13 protein-coding genes are annotated in these 18,035 nt (G+C 41.1%); 2 read left to right on the top strand and 11 right to left on the bottom strand.

What is annotated here, in order from left to right; translation table 11 throughout:
• Nucleotides 1-30: 30 nt before the first annotated feature.
• Genes JSQ81_RS16535 through JSQ81_RS16510 form a run of 6 tightly spaced genes read right to left on the bottom strand, consistent with a single transcriptional unit; the run spans nt 31 to nt 6,005 of the window.
• Nucleotides 31-1,614 (bottom strand): class I adenylate-forming enzyme family protein, encoded by a 1,584-nt coding sequence (locus JSQ81_RS16535; RefSeq protein ID WP_212605103.1) that lies wholly within the window; start codon nt 1,612-1,614, stop codon nt 31-33.
• A gap of 35 nt (nt 1,615-1,649) precedes the next feature.
• On the bottom strand, nt 1,650-2,420 hold the full coding sequence (locus JSQ81_RS16530; RefSeq protein ID WP_212605102.1) for an SDR family NAD(P)-dependent oxidoreductase: 771 nt from the start codon (nt 2,418-2,420) through the stop codon (nt 1,650-1,652).
• A gap of 18 nt (nt 2,421-2,438) precedes the next feature.
• On the bottom strand, nt 2,439-3,227 hold the full coding sequence (locus JSQ81_RS16525; protein WP_212605101.1) for an enoyl-CoA hydratase/isomerase family protein: 789 nt from the start codon (nt 3,225-3,227) through the stop codon (nt 2,439-2,441).
• Between the two features lie 16 nt (nt 3,228-3,243).
• Nucleotides 3,244-4,392 (bottom strand): CaiB/BaiF CoA transferase family protein, encoded by a 1,149-nt coding sequence (locus JSQ81_RS16520; protein ID WP_212605100.1) that lies wholly within the window; start codon nt 4,390-4,392, stop codon nt 3,244-3,246.
• 23 nt (nt 4,393-4,415) lie between these two features.
• Nucleotides 4,416-5,564 carry an acyl-CoA dehydrogenase family protein gene (locus JSQ81_RS16515; RefSeq protein WP_212605099.1) on the bottom strand — a complete coding sequence of 383 codons (1,149 nt, stop codon included), beginning with the start codon at nt 5,562-5,564 and terminating at the stop codon, nt 4,416-4,418.
• A gap of 15 nt (nt 5,565-5,579) precedes the next feature.
• Nucleotides 5,580-6,005, bottom strand: a complete 426-nt coding sequence (locus JSQ81_RS16510) for a MaoC/PaaZ C-terminal domain-containing protein (RefSeq protein WP_212605098.1) — start codon at nt 6,003-6,005, stop codon at nt 5,580-5,582.
• A 240-nt stretch (nt 6,006-6,245) separates the two neighbouring features.
• Between JSQ81_RS16510 and JSQ81_RS16505 the strand changes: the two genes are divergently transcribed.
• The gene (locus tag JSQ81_RS16505) at nt 6,246-8,360 is read left to right on the top strand and encodes a sigma-54-dependent Fis family transcriptional regulator (RefSeq protein WP_212605097.1); all 2,115 of its coding nucleotides are present in this window, start codon (nt 6,246-6,248) and stop codon (nt 8,358-8,360) included.
• 291 nt (nt 8,361-8,651) lie between these two features.
• Nucleotides 8,652-9,947, top strand: a complete 1,296-nt coding sequence (rpoN, locus tag JSQ81_RS16500) for an RNA polymerase factor sigma-54 (protein WP_212605096.1) — start codon at nt 8,652-8,654, stop codon at nt 9,945-9,947.
• A 312-nt stretch (nt 9,948-10,259) separates the two neighbouring features.
• On the opposite strand, the gene JSQ81_RS16495 is transcribed toward rpoN, so the two are convergent.
• The 5 genes from JSQ81_RS16495 to JSQ81_RS16475 form a co-directional block, all read right to left on the bottom strand.
• A complete protein-coding gene (locus tag JSQ81_RS16495) occupies nt 10,260-11,708 on the bottom strand; it encodes a CoA-acylating methylmalonate-semialdehyde dehydrogenase (RefSeq protein WP_212605095.1) in 1,449 nt (482 codons plus the stop codon).
• A gap of 13 nt (nt 11,709-11,721) precedes the next feature.
• Entirely contained in the window at nt 11,722-13,065 is a 1,344-nt protein-coding gene (locus JSQ81_RS16490; RefSeq protein ID WP_212605094.1) for a GntP family permease, read from the bottom strand.
• Between the two features lie 29 nt (nt 13,066-13,094).
• The gene (locus JSQ81_RS16485) at nt 13,095-14,288 is read right to left on the bottom strand and encodes an iron-containing alcohol dehydrogenase (RefSeq protein WP_212605093.1); all 1,194 of its coding nucleotides are present in this window, start codon (nt 14,286-14,288) and stop codon (nt 13,095-13,097) included.
• A gap of 255 nt (nt 14,289-14,543) precedes the next feature.
• On the bottom strand, nt 14,544-16,340 hold the full coding sequence (locus JSQ81_RS16480) for a sigma-54-dependent Fis family transcriptional regulator (RefSeq protein WP_212605092.1): 1,797 nt from the start codon (nt 16,338-16,340) through the stop codon (nt 14,544-14,546).
• A gap of 401 nt (nt 16,341-16,741) precedes the next feature.
• The gene (locus JSQ81_RS16475; protein ID WP_212605091.1) at nt 16,742-18,025 is read right to left on the bottom strand and encodes a GntP family permease; all 1,284 of its coding nucleotides are present in this window, start codon (nt 18,023-18,025) and stop codon (nt 16,742-16,744) included.
• Nucleotides 18,026-18,035: the final 10 nt, after the last annotated feature.

Below are 18,035 nucleotides of genomic sequence, written 5' to 3'. Positions count from 1 at the left end.
TTTAATTAATAAAAGATGAAAATCACTTAATCAATGAACATTCCGAGCTGTTTCTTTCCAATACTTGTCTCGAACAAACCTTCTGAGCACTTTTCCGACCGTCGTGACAGGTAGCTCGTCGACAAAGTTAATTGTTTTAGGTATTTTATAAGAACCAATTTTCCCTTTCATAAATTCGGTTAGCTCCACATCCGTTACTATTTGGTTTTCTTTCAGGACCACCTCAGCCACAACGGTTTCCCCCCATTGCTCATGTGGGATGCCGACGACTACAGATTGATATACAGCAGGATGTGAATTAATAACGTTTTCTACCTCTACAGCGTAAACGTTGAAGCCCCCTGTAATAATCATATCTTTTTTACGGTCCACGATGAAAACATAGCCGGATTCATCCATATAACCCAGATCACCTGATTTCCAGTGGCCTCCCTCTGAAAAACCAGATGCAGTCTCTTCCGGTGCACGATAGTACCCTTGAATGACGGATTCACTACGAATCCAGATTTCACCGATTTCACCAAATGGCATTTCTTTCCCTTCTCCGTCCATTATGGATAATTCAACACCTGGCAGAGGTCTACCCGCCGAATTTAATCTTTTCCGGTCCTCATCCGTCTCGATAATATGATCATTCCGACCTAGCACCATAATTAATGGCCACGCTTCCGTAGACCCATATCCTTGTATGAAGATATTTCCAAACTTGCTTTGGAGATCTTCTAGTTTAGATGGACTCATAGGGGAAGCTCCATAAAACACTCTGTCCAAGCTGCTTAAATCGTATTTGCTTTCCAAACCAAGCTCTAACAATCTGTATAATAATGTCGGTACAACAAATGTGCTCGTTAGCTCATTTTCTTGAACGGTTTTGCATAAAAGTTCCAAGTCGGGTATGTTAATTGTATAATTCGTTCCACCTTTAAAATAAATCGGCAAAACGATTAACGAACTGGCGTGACTCAAAGGGGTTACATGGAGGAACTTTGAATTTTCATCAAAAAGTTCTTCTGGATAAGCATATGCTTGTTGCATAGCCCCTAATTTATTCCGTAACGTATACATGGCACATTTCCCTCTACCTGTCGTTCCACCAGTAAATCTATATAAAACGATGTGCTGATCCTTGTCATACTCAACATTTGTTTCTGCATCGCTTTCATTTCTAAGTAAGTCCCATAAGTAATGAACCCCAGGCATTTCCTTTTCCGGTTTATCCATTACAATGATTGCAATGTTTCTTTCCTTGAATGCTTCATAATAATTTTCCTTCTCCAATACGACATTCTCGACAAAAACGACTTTTGGATTCACATAATCAATCTGATAAATATGCTCATCGAATGAATCCCGGTAATTCAGCCACGCTCCGGTAGCTGCCCCCTTCCATAGCCAATGACTTAATAAACTATTATTATCGTTTTCAAGCAAATTGACATAGACATCACCAAATCCCATGTCAAATTGGTTTTTCATCATATTACAGACTTTATTCGTAATGGAATGTAATTCTTTAAAGGTATAGCTACGATTCCGTTCGATGTTGACAAGCGCGGTTTTATCCCCAAGTTGTTGTACCTGATTAAATAGCAATTTACCGAAATTCACTTTCATATCCAATCTCCCCTTAAGTTTGTTTTTGCATTGTATTATCTAGGTGACATACGGATACTGCCATCCAGCCGAACAACTTCCCCGTTGATATACTCGTTTTCAATCATGAAAGATACCAAACTTGCAAATTCAGATGGTTTTCCCAACCGTTTCGGGAACTCCACGGATTTCTCCAATTTCTCCACTACATGATCAGCCAATGTTTCAGCCAAAGGCGTGCGGAATAGCCCCGGTGCAATCGTATTCACCCGAATCCCAAATGAAGAAAGATCACGAGCGGCCGGCAATGTCAAACCGACTACCCCTGCTTTACTTGCACCGTAAGCTACTTGTCCCATCTGCCCTTCATACGCGGCAACCGATGCAGTATTGATAATTACCCCTCGTTCACCAGAATCTGTCAGCGGCTCGTTTTTCGCAATCTGTTCTGCCGCAAGTCGAAGCACATTAAATGTCCCAAACAAGTTGATGTCAACCACTTTTTTGAAATTCTCAAATGGGATCACACCTGAACGACCAAGTACCTTTTGCGGTGTCCCTACCCCCGCGCAATTGATACAAATATGAAGCGCGCCATGTTGTTCCATTGTTTTTTGGATTCCTGCTTGAACGGAAGCCTCATCTGATACGTTCACGATTGCATAAGATACGCTTTCTCCAAGTTCATTACATGCTTGTTGCGCTTTTTCTTCATTCAAATCAAATATGACCACTTTCGCCCCTTTTTCAGCCAATGCTTTTACGGTTCCTAACCCTAAGCCCGATGCGCCCCCTGTTACAATTGCCACTTTGTTTTCAATATTCATTTTGTATATCCCCCTTTTTTAATAGCCTCTAAATTCCGGTTTTCTCTTTTCAACAAACGCGCTCAACCCCTCATTCATGTCATAGGACTGCGTATGCGCTTTCAAACTTAACAACTCTTGTTTTAATGCAAGCTCCAAAGGTTGTTCCAATCCATCATGTACAAGTTGCTTCATTTTCTGTAATACAAGCGGGCTCTTCTCCGCGATTTTCTCAGCAATCACTTGGACAGTCGACTCAAGCTCTTCCGGACTCACCACTTCATGAACGAAACCGTATTCTTTCATTTGGTTAGCCGATATGAAATCACCTGTAAACAATAAATACTTGGCTCGGTTCACACCGATAATCCGAGGTAGTTTAGCCGAACCACCAGCCCCCGGCAATACGCCGAAATTTGCATGAGCGTCCCCGATTTTAGCCCTTTCCGATGCAACAACAATATCCGCCGACATTGCAAGCTCCAAGCCCCCCGCCAATGTAATGCCGTTCAATGCCGCAATCAACGGTTTACTTAACTTCGCCAAACTTCCAAAAGTGGAATCCGCCCCGTCCAATAGATTTGTTTGTCCAGGTTGTTTATTCTCCAAGTCATGCATCAGTTCTTTCAAGTCTGCTCCAGCGCAAAAGGCTTTCCCAGTGCCGGTCAGGACAACCACCCGGATTTCTTCATCAGCTTCAACAGTCTGGACCGCTTCCTTTAGGCCTTCCAAAATTTCTCTCGATATGGCATTCATGTCATTCGGACGGTTTAAATAAATCCAAGCGACCTGATTTCTCTTTTCAATTAATACTGCCTGCTCATTCATACTGATAGCCCCCTATTTAACTTTTCAAATAACCATAATCGCGTAATATTGCCTCATTGTGTTCGCCTACTTGCCCGCCTGTTTGTCGATAAACAGCAGGGTTTGTAGAGAATTTGATTGGGAAGGCGATTTGTTTTTGCATCGTCCCATTTTCATTTGGCACTTCAATAATCATTTCCCTCGCTTTGATTTGAGGATGTTCGGATGCTTCCGCAAACGTCAGCACCGGTTCCACACAGCCGTCAAACTCATCATTAAAAATTTCCAACCATTCATGGAAGTCTTTCGTTAAAAACCTTGTTGCCACTTCCTCTTTGAACTTCGCTTTATCTTCTTGATTCTCACTAAACGCTATTCCAATTAATTCAACTGCGCCAAGTGACTCGCAAAGCATCTTCCGGAACGGCGGCTCAAGACTTCCGACTGAAAAGAAACGGCCATCTTTCGTTTCGTAATAGTCATAGAACTCACCGCCATTTAGCGTCAGGTTTTCAGGTTGCGGTTCCACACCATGTGCCAAATAACCCGAACCGTAGAGAGCATTCAAAGAAAAGCTCGCATCAGTCATACTTATATCAATGAATTGCCCTTCCCCCGTCTTTTCACGGTGATAAACAGCAGCCAAAATACCGACAACGGAATGCAAGGAGCCGCCCGCAATATCGGCCACTTGGACACCTAATACCGGAGGACGTTCTCCCTTGCGACGTGAATAATCCATAACACCCGCAACCGATAAGTAATTCGAATCATGCCCAGCTCGATTGGCAAAAGGTCCGGTCTGCCCATAGCCTGTTATCGAACAATAGATAATCCTTGGATTGATTTTCTTAAGTGATTCATAATCCAGTCCCAATCTAGTCATGACGCCAGGTCGGAATTGTTCAATCACGATGTCATACTCTTGAAGTAAAGAATGGATCACGTCTATTGATTCAGGATTTTTCAAATCAAGCGCCAAAGACTTTTTCGACCGATTTAAATGACGATGGGCTGCTGAAATCCCCTCTCTATCTACCGGTTCCATTGTTCGGACCATATCTACCCGGGTTGGGGACTCCACGTGAATGACGTCTGCCCCCATATCCGCTAACATCAATGTAGCGAAAGGACCTGGCAACAGCGTGGAAAAGTCTAATACCTTCAGTCCTTTTAAAATTCCCATTCCATATCCTCCTAAATAATTATTTATTCCTTGAAAATACCTCGACCAATAATTTCCTTCATAATCTCCGAAGTTCCCCCGTAAATTCGTTGGACCCTCGCATCTACAAAAGCACGTCCGATTGGATATTCGCGCATATAGCCGTATCCGCCAAATAATTGCAAGCATTGATCGGTAATTTTCCCTTGAGCCTCTGTGCAAGAGAGTTTCGCCATACTGGCTGTCTCCGTATCAAGTTCTCCTTTATCAAGCAAATCGAGGCATTCTTGGACAAATGCACGATTTACTCTTGCTACCGTCATCATTTCAGCAATTTTAAAACGTGTATTTTGGAAATTACTAATTGATTGTCCAAAGGCTTTCCGTTCTTTGACATACGCTATAGTTAGCTCCAAGGCTCCCTCCAACGCACCTAACGCACCAATTGCAATGGTGAGTCGCTCTCTCGGCAATTCTTTCATTAACGTGATGAATCCTTGATTCACCTCACCTAATATAGTCTGTTTCGATGCATGTACATCCTCTAAAAACATTTCAGATGTGTCACAAGATAAAAGTCCGATTTTATCAAGATTTTTCCCACGTTCAAGCCCGCCTGTTGGAATATCTACAATGAATAGCGTAGTTCCTCTAGAAGCTGCAACCTCCAAATCTGTCCGTGCAACCACAATCACAAAATCACAATGCTGGCCATTGCTGACGAAGGTCTTGGAACCATTTAGAATATAACCAGATTCATCCTTCATGAGGCTTGCATTTGTTTTGATTCCTTGGAGATCGCTTCCTGTATTCGGCTCCGTCATTGCAATGGCGCCGACCATTTCACCAGCTGCCATTTTCGGTAAGTATTTGTTTTTTTGTTCATCTGTACCTGAGCTTAGTATGTAATGGGCAATAATATTGGAGTGTACTGACAAATTCACCGCAATCGATGTATAGCCTAACCGATTCAATTCTTCCACGATTAAGGAAGAAAACACATAAGGTGCACCTAAACCGCCGTAGTTCTCTGGAATATCTACACAAAGAAAGCCTTCCTCGCCCAACTTGTTCCAAATTTCTCTTGGAATATTTCCTTCCTCTTCCCATTTCAAATAATCAGCTTCTATATACTTCTTCGCAAATGCTTGTATAGATTTACGAAATAATAATAATTCATTAACCTGCTTCATCTTCAATTCCCCCTCTTAAACTTGTATAAGTCCGGTGACTTCTGCTTCAAGTACTAAGTCATTATTTTGATTGTATGTTGACAGATATAGCGTGATGGCTCCGCAATCGGGTTTTCTTTGCTCCATGTCGATAATTTCTATTTTGACGCTTAAGCAATCTTCCGCAAAAACTGGCCTGTGGAATTTCACCTTTTGAATACTCACGCCCGCAATTACATCATCCCCGAAAAGTCCGAGCTGCACCCATGAATTCCAAGTGACGGATAACGTGTGCATACCGGAGGCGATGATACTACCAAATCTACTTTCTCGGGCTTTTTTCTCATCAATATGCATGTACTGAGGATCATACTTCAATGCGAATTCAACGATTTCTTCTTTAGTTATTGTCGCGGACTCAGCTTCAAACTTCTGCGCCACTTGGAATTCGTTATATTTCACCTTTATCACATACCTCTCATTTTATATTCGAGCTATACCTAACTTAGTTGCAAGATTCATGCCAATCACCAAAAGAACGAAAACTATGGCATCGTATTGATTTGGCACATGCGGATGCGTAAACAAAACTTAACAAATGTTGTAAAGTGTAAACTTTTGTTAACGAAAAGTGTAAAGTGACTTGTTTGATTATTTGGTATACTACTATACAATGAATATAGTTCTGAAAGGATGAAATCTATGCTAATACATGAGGTCATGTCGAAGGATTTTCCCGTATGCCGAAATACGGACACCATCCAGCAGGCACTTCAAAGTTTTGCCCGTACGAAGTTGCATATTATTCCAGTGATTCATAGCAACGGACAACTTTTTGGTATTTTAACGAAGAACAGGTTAATCCAAGCACTAGATAATGGACATGCATTCGAACATTCCATACGTTCCTTCATCAACGAAAAACCAATCTATCTAACACCTGAATATACAGTTGCGGAAACCCGAAAATTTCTGTTAGAAAATCAGTTAGGACACGCACCCGTTCTCAATGAAAAACGAGAACCCATTGGTATTATGTCTACTTCTGAAATCCTCTATTTGTACGACAAAGTTTATGGTCGTATGGAATCAGAATTGGAATTGATTTTTCATAACTTGAATTTCGGACTTTTTTCGGTCGACACGCAGTTTAATATCATATCTATTAATCCGCTAGCTAGTTTTTTTCTACAATTGTCCGCGGATAATAGCACATTTGGCGAACGGGATATTGACAAACCAATTCTCGAACTATTGAATGATGTACTGAAAAATGAAGAAGATGAGGCAAAAATAAAATTAGACATGAATGGACATAGCTTATTTGTCAAATGTTACCCAATAGTAGAAAATAATAAATTGATTGGATCAATGGTATTGATGGAAGACATGACAAAACTCGAGGAAACTGCCAAGGATTTGGAGTTTTCGAAAGAATGGGAGGAAAAACTGCGATCCGTCGTGGAATTGGCGTATGATGGCATTATTCTTGTGGATAAACAGATGGAAATCACAATGGTCAACAAAGGTTTTTGCGATCTTTACAACATGACTGAAGAAGATTTATTAGGAAAATCCATCACCCAAACCTTTCCGGATCTCGGTCTAGAAGAGGTCGTACGAACAGGGGTGACATTGAATAATGTTCCAAAGTTGATTGGAGACACACAATCGTTAATTACTGTACTACCCATAAAAGATGAAAATATAAATGTAGGCGCCATTTGCAAAATCACCTACCAAGGATTGATTCAATTACAGGGTGCCCTACAAAAGGTTAATAGGCTGGAACAACAAATCACCTATTATCAGAAGGAATTAAATCAAATCAGGGGAACTAAATACTCCTTGGCCGATATCGTCGGAGACTCGCAGCCGATTCGCCGGGCGAAAACGGAGGCATTGGCAGCATCTCGCAGCCGTTCAACCGTGCTTTTACTTGGAGAAAGCGGAACAGGAAAAGAGTTATTCGCACATGGTATCCATGCGGCTTCTCAACAGACGGGAATGTTTGTTCAAGTAAATTGCGCCGCCATTCCCAATGAATTACTCGAATCGGAATTTTTCGGCTACGCGGAAGGGGCCTTCACCGGCGCAAAAAAAGGCGGTAAAAAAGGGAAACTAGAAATGGCACAAAACGGTACTTTATTTCTCGATGAAATCGGTGATATGCCGTTACAGCTTCAAACAAAAATGTTGCGGGTGCTACAAGAAAAAGAGTATGAACCAGTCGGCAGTAACCGAACATTTCAGCTAGATACGAAAATAATTGCCGCAACTAACCAGAACCTAGAACAGCTTATTGCAGAAGGTAAGTTTAGGGAGGATCTTTATTACAGATTAAATATCATGCGGATTGAAATTCCGCCCTTACGTGACCGGATGGAGGACATGCCTGACATCGTCAACTCTATCATTTCCCATCTCAATCAATCCGGATTCCAATTAAACGGCATCACCCATTCCTCACTGACGAAACTATTGAACTATAATTGGCCTGGAAATATACGTGAGCTTCAAAACTTATTAGAAAGGGCCGCTAACTTAACACAGAATCACTATATCGATATTGAACAGCTTCCCGACTCCATCCATGCACGGCTACATGTGAATAGCGAACAACTGGAGCATCAATTGTCCACTCTAAAGAAGATTACTAGCGAATCCTTTATCAGTTCGATGGAAAAAACGGAAAAAGAACTTATTCAAACGGCACTTCAGGAAGCCGGAGGAAATAAATCACAAGCAAGTCGGATTCTCGGCATCAGCAGAACTTGGCTCTACGCTAAAATCAAACAATATCAACTGACGGAATAAATACAGAGAATTAATAGGTACCTGTGCAAGGTGCAATTATGACTATTCAATAATAGGTACCTGTGCAAGGTGCAATTATGACTATTCACGATTCCGAATAAACAATCAAAAGGATACCGACAAAGTGTTATGCAATCGGTATCCCCTTCTCACTTTATGCAATTGTAGTGTATTGTTGGAATAGTTTCTTGCACAGGTACCTAAAAAATTCGGCCTTGCTACAGTTTCGACTATGATATAATAGATAGGAATAATCACGCTAGGAAGTACAAGTAAGAGGAGGAGAAATACTTGGAACTCGTTCTCCAACAAAAACAAACGCAGAATCTAACGATGACCGTCGAATTAAGACAAGCCATTGAATTATTACAGTATTCCACGCATGAACTTTATGAATATTTAAAAGAACAAGAGATGGAAAACCCATTAATACAATTGGAAGAACACCCGAAAGATCATTCTTATGAGGAAAGAACAAGGAATCCAAGATCAACTAGTACTTCTCAGTCGCCGATGGATCTGATTAAAAGTGATGATATCGGGATGCGCGCTAAATTAGTTGAACAAGCGAAGCTCTTATTTACGGATTCCCAGGATCAAAAAATTGCCCGGTTCATTCTATATAATATAGACGATAATGGTTATTTTAATCTTACAGAAAATGACTTCGCCTCTTTTGACGAAGCGGAAATTACACGAGGGATCCATCTTCTTCAACAACTTGGTCCGATTGGGATAGGTGCTCGAAATTTAAAAGAATGCTTACTTTTACAAATTACATACGAATTTCCGCAACAAAAATTGGCGGAATCTTTAATTAAAAATCATTTGGACCTTTTAGCAAATCGCAAATGGAACGAAATAGCCTCTGGAATGAATATTTCGCTAGAGAAAGTAAAAGAAATAACTGACTTTATTAAAACCTTACATCCAAAACCTTGCGTTTCCTTGTCTGATTTTTCAGCACAGTATTTGAATCCTGATATAATCATAGAATCCAAAGAAACAGGCATTTCATTTTATTTAAATGATAGTTACTTACCGACAATACATTTTACGAATAACTATACAAATACACTTACTTCAAACGACGAAACGTCAAAATACATTCGCGACAAAACGGCAAGTTATAATTGGTTAATTAGCAGTATCGAACAACGCCGTCAAACGATCATTAAAATTATGAAAGTCATCATTAAGAAGCAAGAAGCCTTTTTCACAGATGGTTTTATCGCATTAAAACCGCTTACGTTAAAGGAAGTCGCTGATGAGATTGATATGCATGAATCAACCGTTAGCCGTGCTACGACGAATAAAGTACTTCAAACACCGAAAGGTTCCTTTGATTTACGAATGTTATTCACTTCAAAACTAGAAATGACAGATGGCAACGACATTTCGCAATCAAAAATGAAAGCGCTTTTAAAGGGTCTTATTGAAAATGAAAACAAACAAAAACCGCTATCCGATCAAAAAATAGCTGATTATTTTAAAGCGGAAAAAGGCATTACGATTTCTAGACGAACAATCAGTAAGTACCGGGAAGAACTTAATATTCCTTCATCGAGAATGCGAAAAGAAATTTAATGTGAATTTAAAAAGGTTGTAAGGAAGAGAATTACTCTCCCTAATGATAGGTACCTGTGCAAGGTGCAATTATAACAATTCACGACATCGAATAAAAAAACAAAGGGATACCGACAAAGTATTATACAGTCGGTATCCCTTTCCCAATTTATGCAATTGTAGTGTATTAACTGAAAAGTGTCTTGCACAGGTACCAAAAAAAGAACTTAACATTCCCTCATCAGAGAATGCGAAAAGAAATCTAATGTATTGAAAAAGGTTGCAAGGAAGAGAATTACTCTCCTTCGCAACCTTTGTTAGTTACAATTTATTTTACCAACGAGCTGTTAACATTTTTCTTCTCGTGTAAAACTCTACACCGTCTGATCCATTCGCATGCAAATCACCGTAGAACGAGTTTTTCCATCCCGAGAATGGGAAGAATGCCATTGGAGCAGGAACTCCTAAGTTGACGCCGAGCATTCCAACTTCGATGTTTTCACGGAAGTAACGAACGCTATGACCGCTTTGTGTAAATAGGCATGCTCCGTTTCCGAAGTCGGATTTATTCGTGAGCTCAATTGCTTCTTCAAGCGTTTCAACACGAACAATCGACAAAACTGGAGCGAAAATTTCTTCTTTCCAAATTCTCATCTCTGATGTCACATTATCGAAAATTGTTGGCCCAATGAAGTATCCATCATTTGTCATACACTCGTCTTCACGTCCATCACGTAGAAGTTTTGCACCTTCTTCTTGACCTATTTCGATATAATTAGCTGTTTTTTCTTTATGATCTGGTCGGATAACTGGGCCAAGGAATACGCCGTCGTCCATTCCGTTACCGATTTTAATATCGTCAGCAGCTTGCATTAATTTATCAATAAGCGGATCTGCAACATCGCCAACCGCAACAACTACAGCACAAGCCATGCATCTTTCACCCGCTGAACCGTAAGCCGCACCGATAATTTCTTTAACAGATGCATCTAAATCTGCATCTGGCATGACGATTGAGTGATTTTTCGCGCCTGCCAATGCTTGTACGCGCTTCCCATAACCTGCGCCTGTTTTATACACATATTCCGCTACTGGCTCTGACCCTACAAATGAAATTGCAGGAATATCTTCATGCTCAAGAATGCGATTTACAACGTCATGTGCACCGTGAACAATGTTAAATACGCCGTCTGGAAGACCTGCTTCTTGTAATAATTCCGCCAGGCGGTTAGCAAGAAGCGGCGTTCTTTCTGAAGGCTTCAGAATAAAGGCGTTACCCATTGCAATCGCCAACGGGAACATCCAGCAAGGTACCATCATCGGGAAGTTAAACGGTGTAATTCCACCAACAACCCCTACTGGATAACGGTACATACCCGACTCAATATTCGTTGCGATATCAGGCAATTGTTTCCCCATCATCAGAGACGGAGCACCTGCTGCAAATTCAACACACTCGATTCCGCGTTGCACTTCACCGCGCGCTTCGTTAAAACTCTTTCCATTTTCAATTGTGATCAATTCTGCAAGTTCATCCCAATTGTCTACAAGAAGCTGTTGATATTTGAATAAAACCCGTGCTCTTCTCGGTACAGCTGTTTTACTCCACGTACGGAACGCTTCTGATGCTGCCTGAACTGCATCGTTTACATCTTCCGCAGTTGAAATTGGAACTTCCGCTAAAATTTCACCCGTTGCTGGATTCGGTACTTGCTCATACTTCTCTGTTTTTGCCTCTACCCATTCACCGTTAATAAAGTTTTTCAGTATATTTTTTGTCATTGACTATTCCTCCTTAAAATATTGAATATAAAATAACTGCCAAGAACATAATAATTGTTGGAATGATTACACTTAATATAAAGATTGGTCCATATGCCCGTTTATGTGTTTCTCCACTAATCGCTCGAATTGTCGTAACAACATATCCGTTATGCGGGAGCGAATCCAGACCACCTGACGCAAGCGCTGAAACTCGGTGCATAGCGCCCGGATCAATTCCTTGGGCCATATAAATTGGCGCTAAGATTGGTAATGCGATACCGAGGCCACCAGAAGCAGATCCCGTAATCCCGCAAATTAATGTAACCGCAATCGCAAGCCCTAACATAGGCGGACCCGGAATACTCAAGAGTGCATCTACTACACTATCAAAAGCGTTTACTTGGGCCGCAACACTACCAAACCCGACAACTGCACATGTATTGGCTGCCGCGACTAATGCATCTTGCGCACCTTGAGCCAATGCATCCCAGAAATGTTTCAAGAATTTAGCCATCAACACACTACCCAAGAAAATACCACTTGATAATGAAATAAGTGCCGCACCCGTTGAAGACATAAAGTTAGCCATTATATTCAATATGGCAATGACAGAAATGAGCGGCAATAAGGCTAGTATTACTGGTGGAAGTGCTCCATTATCAACTTTGCCTCCATTTTCTTTAGCTGCTTGTTCCTTTTCATTCTTTTCGTCTTCTCTTTTCTGAGATTGACTCGGTAACGAGAAAAACTCACCATTCGATGTTGCTTTTCTCACCATTCGACCAAGATATAAACCACCAACTGTCATAATAAGAAGAGCCATAAGTACGCCAATCAACCCGCCAGCTGTCGGCTTCGTTCCGAAAAACTGAGTCGGAATTAGATTTTGAATTTCCGGAGATCCCGGCGCAGTCATTGTAAATGAAATCGACCCGAATACTAGAGCCGCCGGTATAAAACGGTGCGGTAAATTAGCTCTTCTAAACAATGAAACTGCAATTGGATAAACTGAAAATCCCACTACAAACAAACTAACGCCGCCGTAGGTCATAATTGCAGCAGCCGCAACAACAGCGAATACTGCTCGACCAGCCCCAAGTTTATCGGTTACCCACTTTGCAATACTATCCGCTGCTTTGGTACCTTCCATTATCTTGCCAAAAATAGCACCTAGTAAGAATATTAGAAACCAATTCGCAAAATACCCTGTAAAACCTGTCATATAGTGCTCGGTCAGTGCAACTTCAAGGTTAATTCCGCCAGAAATGGCGACAACAACCGCACTTATAATAGCCCCAATGATAATGTTAACGCCCCTCATCGTTAAGAACATCAATAACGCAAGAGATCCAATTAAACCAATCATACCCAACACATCACTTCACCCCGTTAATCCGCTATCTATTAAGAGATAGCGCTTCCTGAAAATTGATAGTCGTAACATGTTCGGTATAACTCTTCGATTTCTTGTTGGCTTGGAACTCGAGGATTATTTCCAGGGCTACCACTATTTAAAGCGTCTACCGCCATTTTATTGATAACGCTTTCAAATTTGTCTTGTTCAATTCCCCAATATTTTAAATTAGGAATCCCCAGATCTGAACAAAGAATTCTAATTTGCTCGACTGCGAATTTTGATGCTTCATCGTTATCCATTTGTGTTGCCTCTTCGGAAAAAATTCGTCCGATTACCGCGAGCCTATCCATACATTCCTCGCGGCTAAAATCAAGTACTGCCGGAAGTAACATTGCATTTGATTCGCCGTGGGGAACATTAAAAAGAGCGCCAATTGGTCGAGACATTCCGTGAACAAGACCGACAGAAGCATTAGAAAACGCCATTCCTGCATACATGGATCCGATAGACATCCCTTCCCTGGCTTCGACGTCTTTCGGATTTTCATAAGCTCGCTTTAAGTTCGCCACGATTAATGTAATTGCGGATAGTGCAAGTGTATCAGTCAACGGTTGTGCCCTTTTGGATAAATACGCTTCCACAGCATGACATAATGCATCCACGCCCGTAGCCGCAGTTACTTTAGCCGGTGATGACATTGTTAAAAGTGGATCAACAATCGCAACTTCTGGCATAAAGGCTGGTTGTTTAATCATCATTTTTTCATCATTACTTAAATTCGTAATAACCGTTACATCCGTTGCTTCTGATCCAGTTCCGGCTGTAGTTGGAATCGCAATATGAGGAACCGATGGAACCGTGGCCATCTTTTTGCCTCCCATGTAATCACCTATGTACCCGCCGTTTGTCGCAACTACAGCAACTGCTTTCGCCGTATCAATACAACTTCCACCACCAAGTGAAAGAATGATATCGCAGTTATTTTCGTCGAACAGGGACAAGGCTTCATCGACATACTTGTCGTATGGTTCTGATTTCACGCCAATATACGTTACACTTTCGATATTTTGTTCTTTCAATGATTTTATACATCGTTCTATGTAACCAAGACCTTCCATAATCCTATCACTTACAATTAAAGCTCTTTTTCCCCGGAGGGCTGTTTCTGAACCCACCTGATTAAAAGCATCTCGCCCGTAAACCGTTAATTGTGGCGATCTGAAAAGCTTATAGTTTTCCATATTCATCACTCCATTCTCCTCACCATACTTAATTGCAAGAAGCATGCCAATTTTAATAAAAAGCGGAATTTCCCATGGAACTTTTAATGATGAAAATGGACCTATTCCCTGTCATAACGGCAAGTAGACCACTTAAAAAACATTTACGATTTTATTTATTTGTGAAAACCATAAAAAATAACCCCTACACTTCTTCAATAAAAGTGTAGGGGTTCCACTACAGCATCCGACACTATGTAGTCGCTACACTACACATCAGTGGATGTCGTACTTTCTCAATCGTTGATACAATGTCGTTCTATGGATGCCAAGCTTGATCGCTGCTCGTGATTTATTTCCACCAACTTCTTTTAACGTCTGTAAAATAAGTTGTTTTTCAGCCTCTTCCCCTACAGCTTTTGCCTGTTCGACTAAAGAAAGGTTCATCGCCGAGTCATCGGCTGATTGCTTCCTCATCACTTGAGGTAAATCGCCAACATCTATCATTTCCTTATCACTCATGATGACAGTCTGTTCGATGGTGTTCACCAGTTCCCTGATATTTCCTTTCCATTGATTATTAACTAAAGCTGCAACCGCGTCTGAAGTAAAACGTTTTTCTACGATATTGTATTTATCACATATTTCTTTTGAAAAGTGCGCTAATAATGTGGGGATGTCTTCTTGTCGTTCACGTAAAGGCGGTAAATGCAAACGGATAATATTTAGTCGATAATACAAGTCCTCTCTAAAAGTTCCGTCCTCGACCATCTGTTCAAGATTGCGATTCGTTGCCGCAATCACACGAACATCCACGCTATATTTTTTAATGCTCCCAACTCGCTCTGCCTCCCTCTCTTGCAAGACACGCAACAATTTTGTTTGCAATAAAAGAGACAACTCTCCAATTTCATCCAGAAAAATCGTTCCATTTTGAGCAAGTTCGAACTTCCCTGGTTTTCCTTCTTTTTTAGCGCCGGTAAAAGCACCTTCTTCATAACCAAAAAGCTCTGACTCAAATAAATTTTCAGGGATAGCTCCACAATTCACGCTTATGAATGGACCATTATAATACGGACTCAAATGATGAATACTCTTTGCAAACACTTCTTTCCCGGTACCACTTTCCCCAGAAATAAGAATCGTAGCCGCCGTTCTTGCGGCTTTTCTTGCTAATCGTTTTGCCCTCAAAACACTTTCGCTCGTCCCAATAATTTGATCCATCGTTATGCGACTATCTTCTGCTATTTCAGTCGTAATCATTTTTGTTTCGGTCTCGTTTTTAATTTTTTCACTTTGTAATCGATCAAGGATTTCGTAAACTTCTGAGACCCCTTCAAAAATTAGCATTCCAATAGCGCCAACAACTTTCCCTTTTTTCCAAAGCGGTATTCGATGGACGACCATAGGCTGACCTTGAATGACTTGGAGTACCCCACGATCCGGAATAGCAGTCTTCACTGTTATATGAAGATTTGTATTTTCAATCACCTCTGTTACATGACGGCCAATCGCCTCATCTCTTTTCACACCCGTAAAGCGGCTGTACGCCTCATTAAACTCCAATATAACGCCATTTTCATCCACAACCGCAATTCCTTCATACGCTTTTTCCAAAATAACACTTAATGCATCAGCTTTATTCTCGCTTTGCTCTAATTTATAAATATGTTTTGAAAATCCATCTAGGATGTCTTGATTGGTCAAAATTCCAACCAGCTTCCCACTATCGTTCACTACTAAAAACTGCTTATGAGGAATCTTAAATAATTCCAATAAATTAGCATCCTGTTTAATGAGAACTAGATCGCGAACTCGAATACTACTTTTAATTTTCTTGTCTGGATTTCCGTATAAAAATAAATTCATTAACTTCTTCAAAGTGATTAAACCTACCGGATGCCCAAGCTCATCTACAACGGGCAAACAGCTAAGTTTAAGCTCTTCCATCTTTATTGCGGCTTCCTTGTATGTTTTCCCTATCTCAATTATATGGGGAAACGGCGTCATCCAATGTCCCGCACTTAGCCTGTCATCGTTCTTAACATCAACTATTTCATTTAGTACTTCCATTTCTTCACCCTAATTCATAGTTAAATTATTTCAACTGCTCTATTAACTCTATTTTACCACAATTCTAGAAACCGATATCTTAAAAGGTAAAAGGTTCCTGTGGGTGGTGGTGTGAGAGAAATCTCTTCTCCGAAGTACCTTCGGATGGTCCCCCCTCGGAAGATACCTCTTTTCTGAGGGTACCTTTCGGAGGGTACCTTTCGGAGGGTACCTGTGCAAGGTGCAATTATGACTATTCACGGATTCGAATAAAAAACCAAAGGGATACCGACAAAGTGTTATTTTGTCGGTATCCCTTTTTCATTTTATGCAATTGTAGTGTATTAACTGAAAAATGTCTTGCACAGGTACCTAAAAAAGGTACCTAAAAATCCACCTAGGCACCCCAAAAACCATATTCCTCAATAAATCCCCAAAATCCCCAACCCAATCGCTGGTATCAAAGATATCATCGGAAATACAATCGCCACAACCGCCATCTCTTTATACGACTCTTTATGAGTCATCCCCGTCACGACCAATATCGTCAATATCGCCCCATTATGCGGCAATGAATCTAAGCCACCTGAAGCAATCGATGCGATCCGGTGAAAAGCTTCTGGAGCAGGACCCGTGGTAGTTGCAATTTCATAATAATGACTGCCCAATGCTTCCAAAGTAATCCCTAATCCGCCCGATGCAGAACCAGTTGCGCCCGCCAAGACGTTCACCGCTATCGCTTCAGAGATAAGCGGATTTGCATTAATTCCCAAAATCATGTCGCTTAACTTTTCAAAACCCGGAACGGACCTCACGATTGTTCCAAATCCAACAGCTGCACTTGTATTGATCATCGCCATAACGGAGTCACTCGCCCCGCTATTAACAGCCTTGGTAAACCCTTTAAATTCTCGAATAGCGATTAATAAGATTAGTAAAATACCAGTGCACAACGCAATAACAATATTCCAACCAAGTAAATTTAATGTGATAATTACAGCTAACAATGGCAATAAAGAAAGAATGATATGAGGACATTTTTCCCTTTCCTCTGTACGGTGTCCTTCACCCGGCTCTGTAAATACTTCACCGGCTTCCCTCAAGACCCTTTCTCTTCTATTTAAATAAACCAAAGATCCAATCGCCATAACGGCTGAAGCAACCAATCCGATAATCGGTGCCGCAGTTGCAGTTGTATTAAAGTACGACGTAGGAATTAAATTTTGAATTTGCGGCGTCCCCGGCATCGCCGTCATCGCAAACGTCATCATTCCTGCGACAATTGTTCCCGGAAGAAGTCGTCTCGAAATATTCGCTTCCCTGAACATATTCACAGCTAAAGGATAAACGGCAAACACAACGACAAATACGCTAACTCCCCCATAAGCGAGTACACTTGACGCGATAATCACACCAAGGATTGCCCGCTCCTTACCAAAAATCCGTGCAATACCGACCGCCACGGAATGGGCCATCCCACTGTATTCCATTAACTTTCCAAAAATTGCTCCGAGCATAAACACTGGGAACCATTCTTTAGCGAATTTCACAAAACCGCCCATGTATGTATCCGTATACGCATCTAATAAGTTAAGGCCGCCGAACCATGCAACGATGCCCGCACATATAGGTGCGATCCAAATAATTGACCAACCCCGATAAGCCAATACCATCAGCAGCACCAAGCCTATAAAAATCCCCAGCATTTTACCCCTC

It is taken from the genome of Sporosarcina sp. Marseille-Q4063, assembly GCF_018309085.1.
Taxonomy (GTDB): domain Bacteria; phylum Bacillota; class Bacilli; order Bacillales_A; family Planococcaceae; genus Sporosarcina.
This window is presented reverse-complemented; position numbering and strand designations above follow the sequence as displayed.

Bases quoted from the DNA above. Each gene is read 5' to 3' on its own strand.
- JSQ81_RS16535 (WP_212605103.1), bottom strand. From the start codon at position 1,614: ATGAAAGTGAATTTCGGTAAATTGCTATTTAATCAGGTACAACAACTT.
- JSQ81_RS16530 (WP_212605102.1), bottom strand. From the start codon at position 2,420: ATGAATATTGAAAACAAAGTGGCAATTGTAACAGGGGGCGCATCGGGC.
- JSQ81_RS16525 (WP_212605101.1), bottom strand. From the start codon at position 3,227: ATGAATGAGCAGGCAGTATTAATTGAAAAGAGAAATCAGGTCGCTTGG.
- JSQ81_RS16520 (WP_212605100.1), bottom strand. From the start codon at position 4,392: ATGGGAATTTTAAAAGGACTGAAGGTATTAGACTTTTCCACGCTGTTG.
- JSQ81_RS16515 (WP_212605099.1), bottom strand. From the start codon at position 5,564: ATGAAGCAGGTTAATGAATTATTATTATTTCGTAAATCTATACAAGCA.
- JSQ81_RS16505 (WP_212605097.1), top strand. From the start codon at position 6,246: ATGCTAATACATGAGGTCATGTCGAAGGATTTTCCCGTATGCCGAAAT.
- JSQ81_RS16495 (WP_212605095.1), bottom strand. From the start codon at position 11,708: ATGACAAAAAATATACTGAAAAACTTTATTAACGGTGAATGGGTAGAG.
- JSQ81_RS16485 (WP_212605093.1), bottom strand. From the start codon at position 14,288: ATGGAAAACTATAAGCTTTTCAGATCGCCACAATTAACGGTTTACGGG.
- JSQ81_RS16480 (WP_212605092.1), bottom strand. From the start codon at position 16,340: ATGGAAGTACTAAATGAAATAGTTGATGTTAAGAACGATGACAGGCTA.
- JSQ81_RS16475 (WP_212605091.1), bottom strand. From the start codon at position 18,025: ATGCTGGGGATTTTTATAGGCTTGGTGCTGCTGATGGTATTGGCTTAT.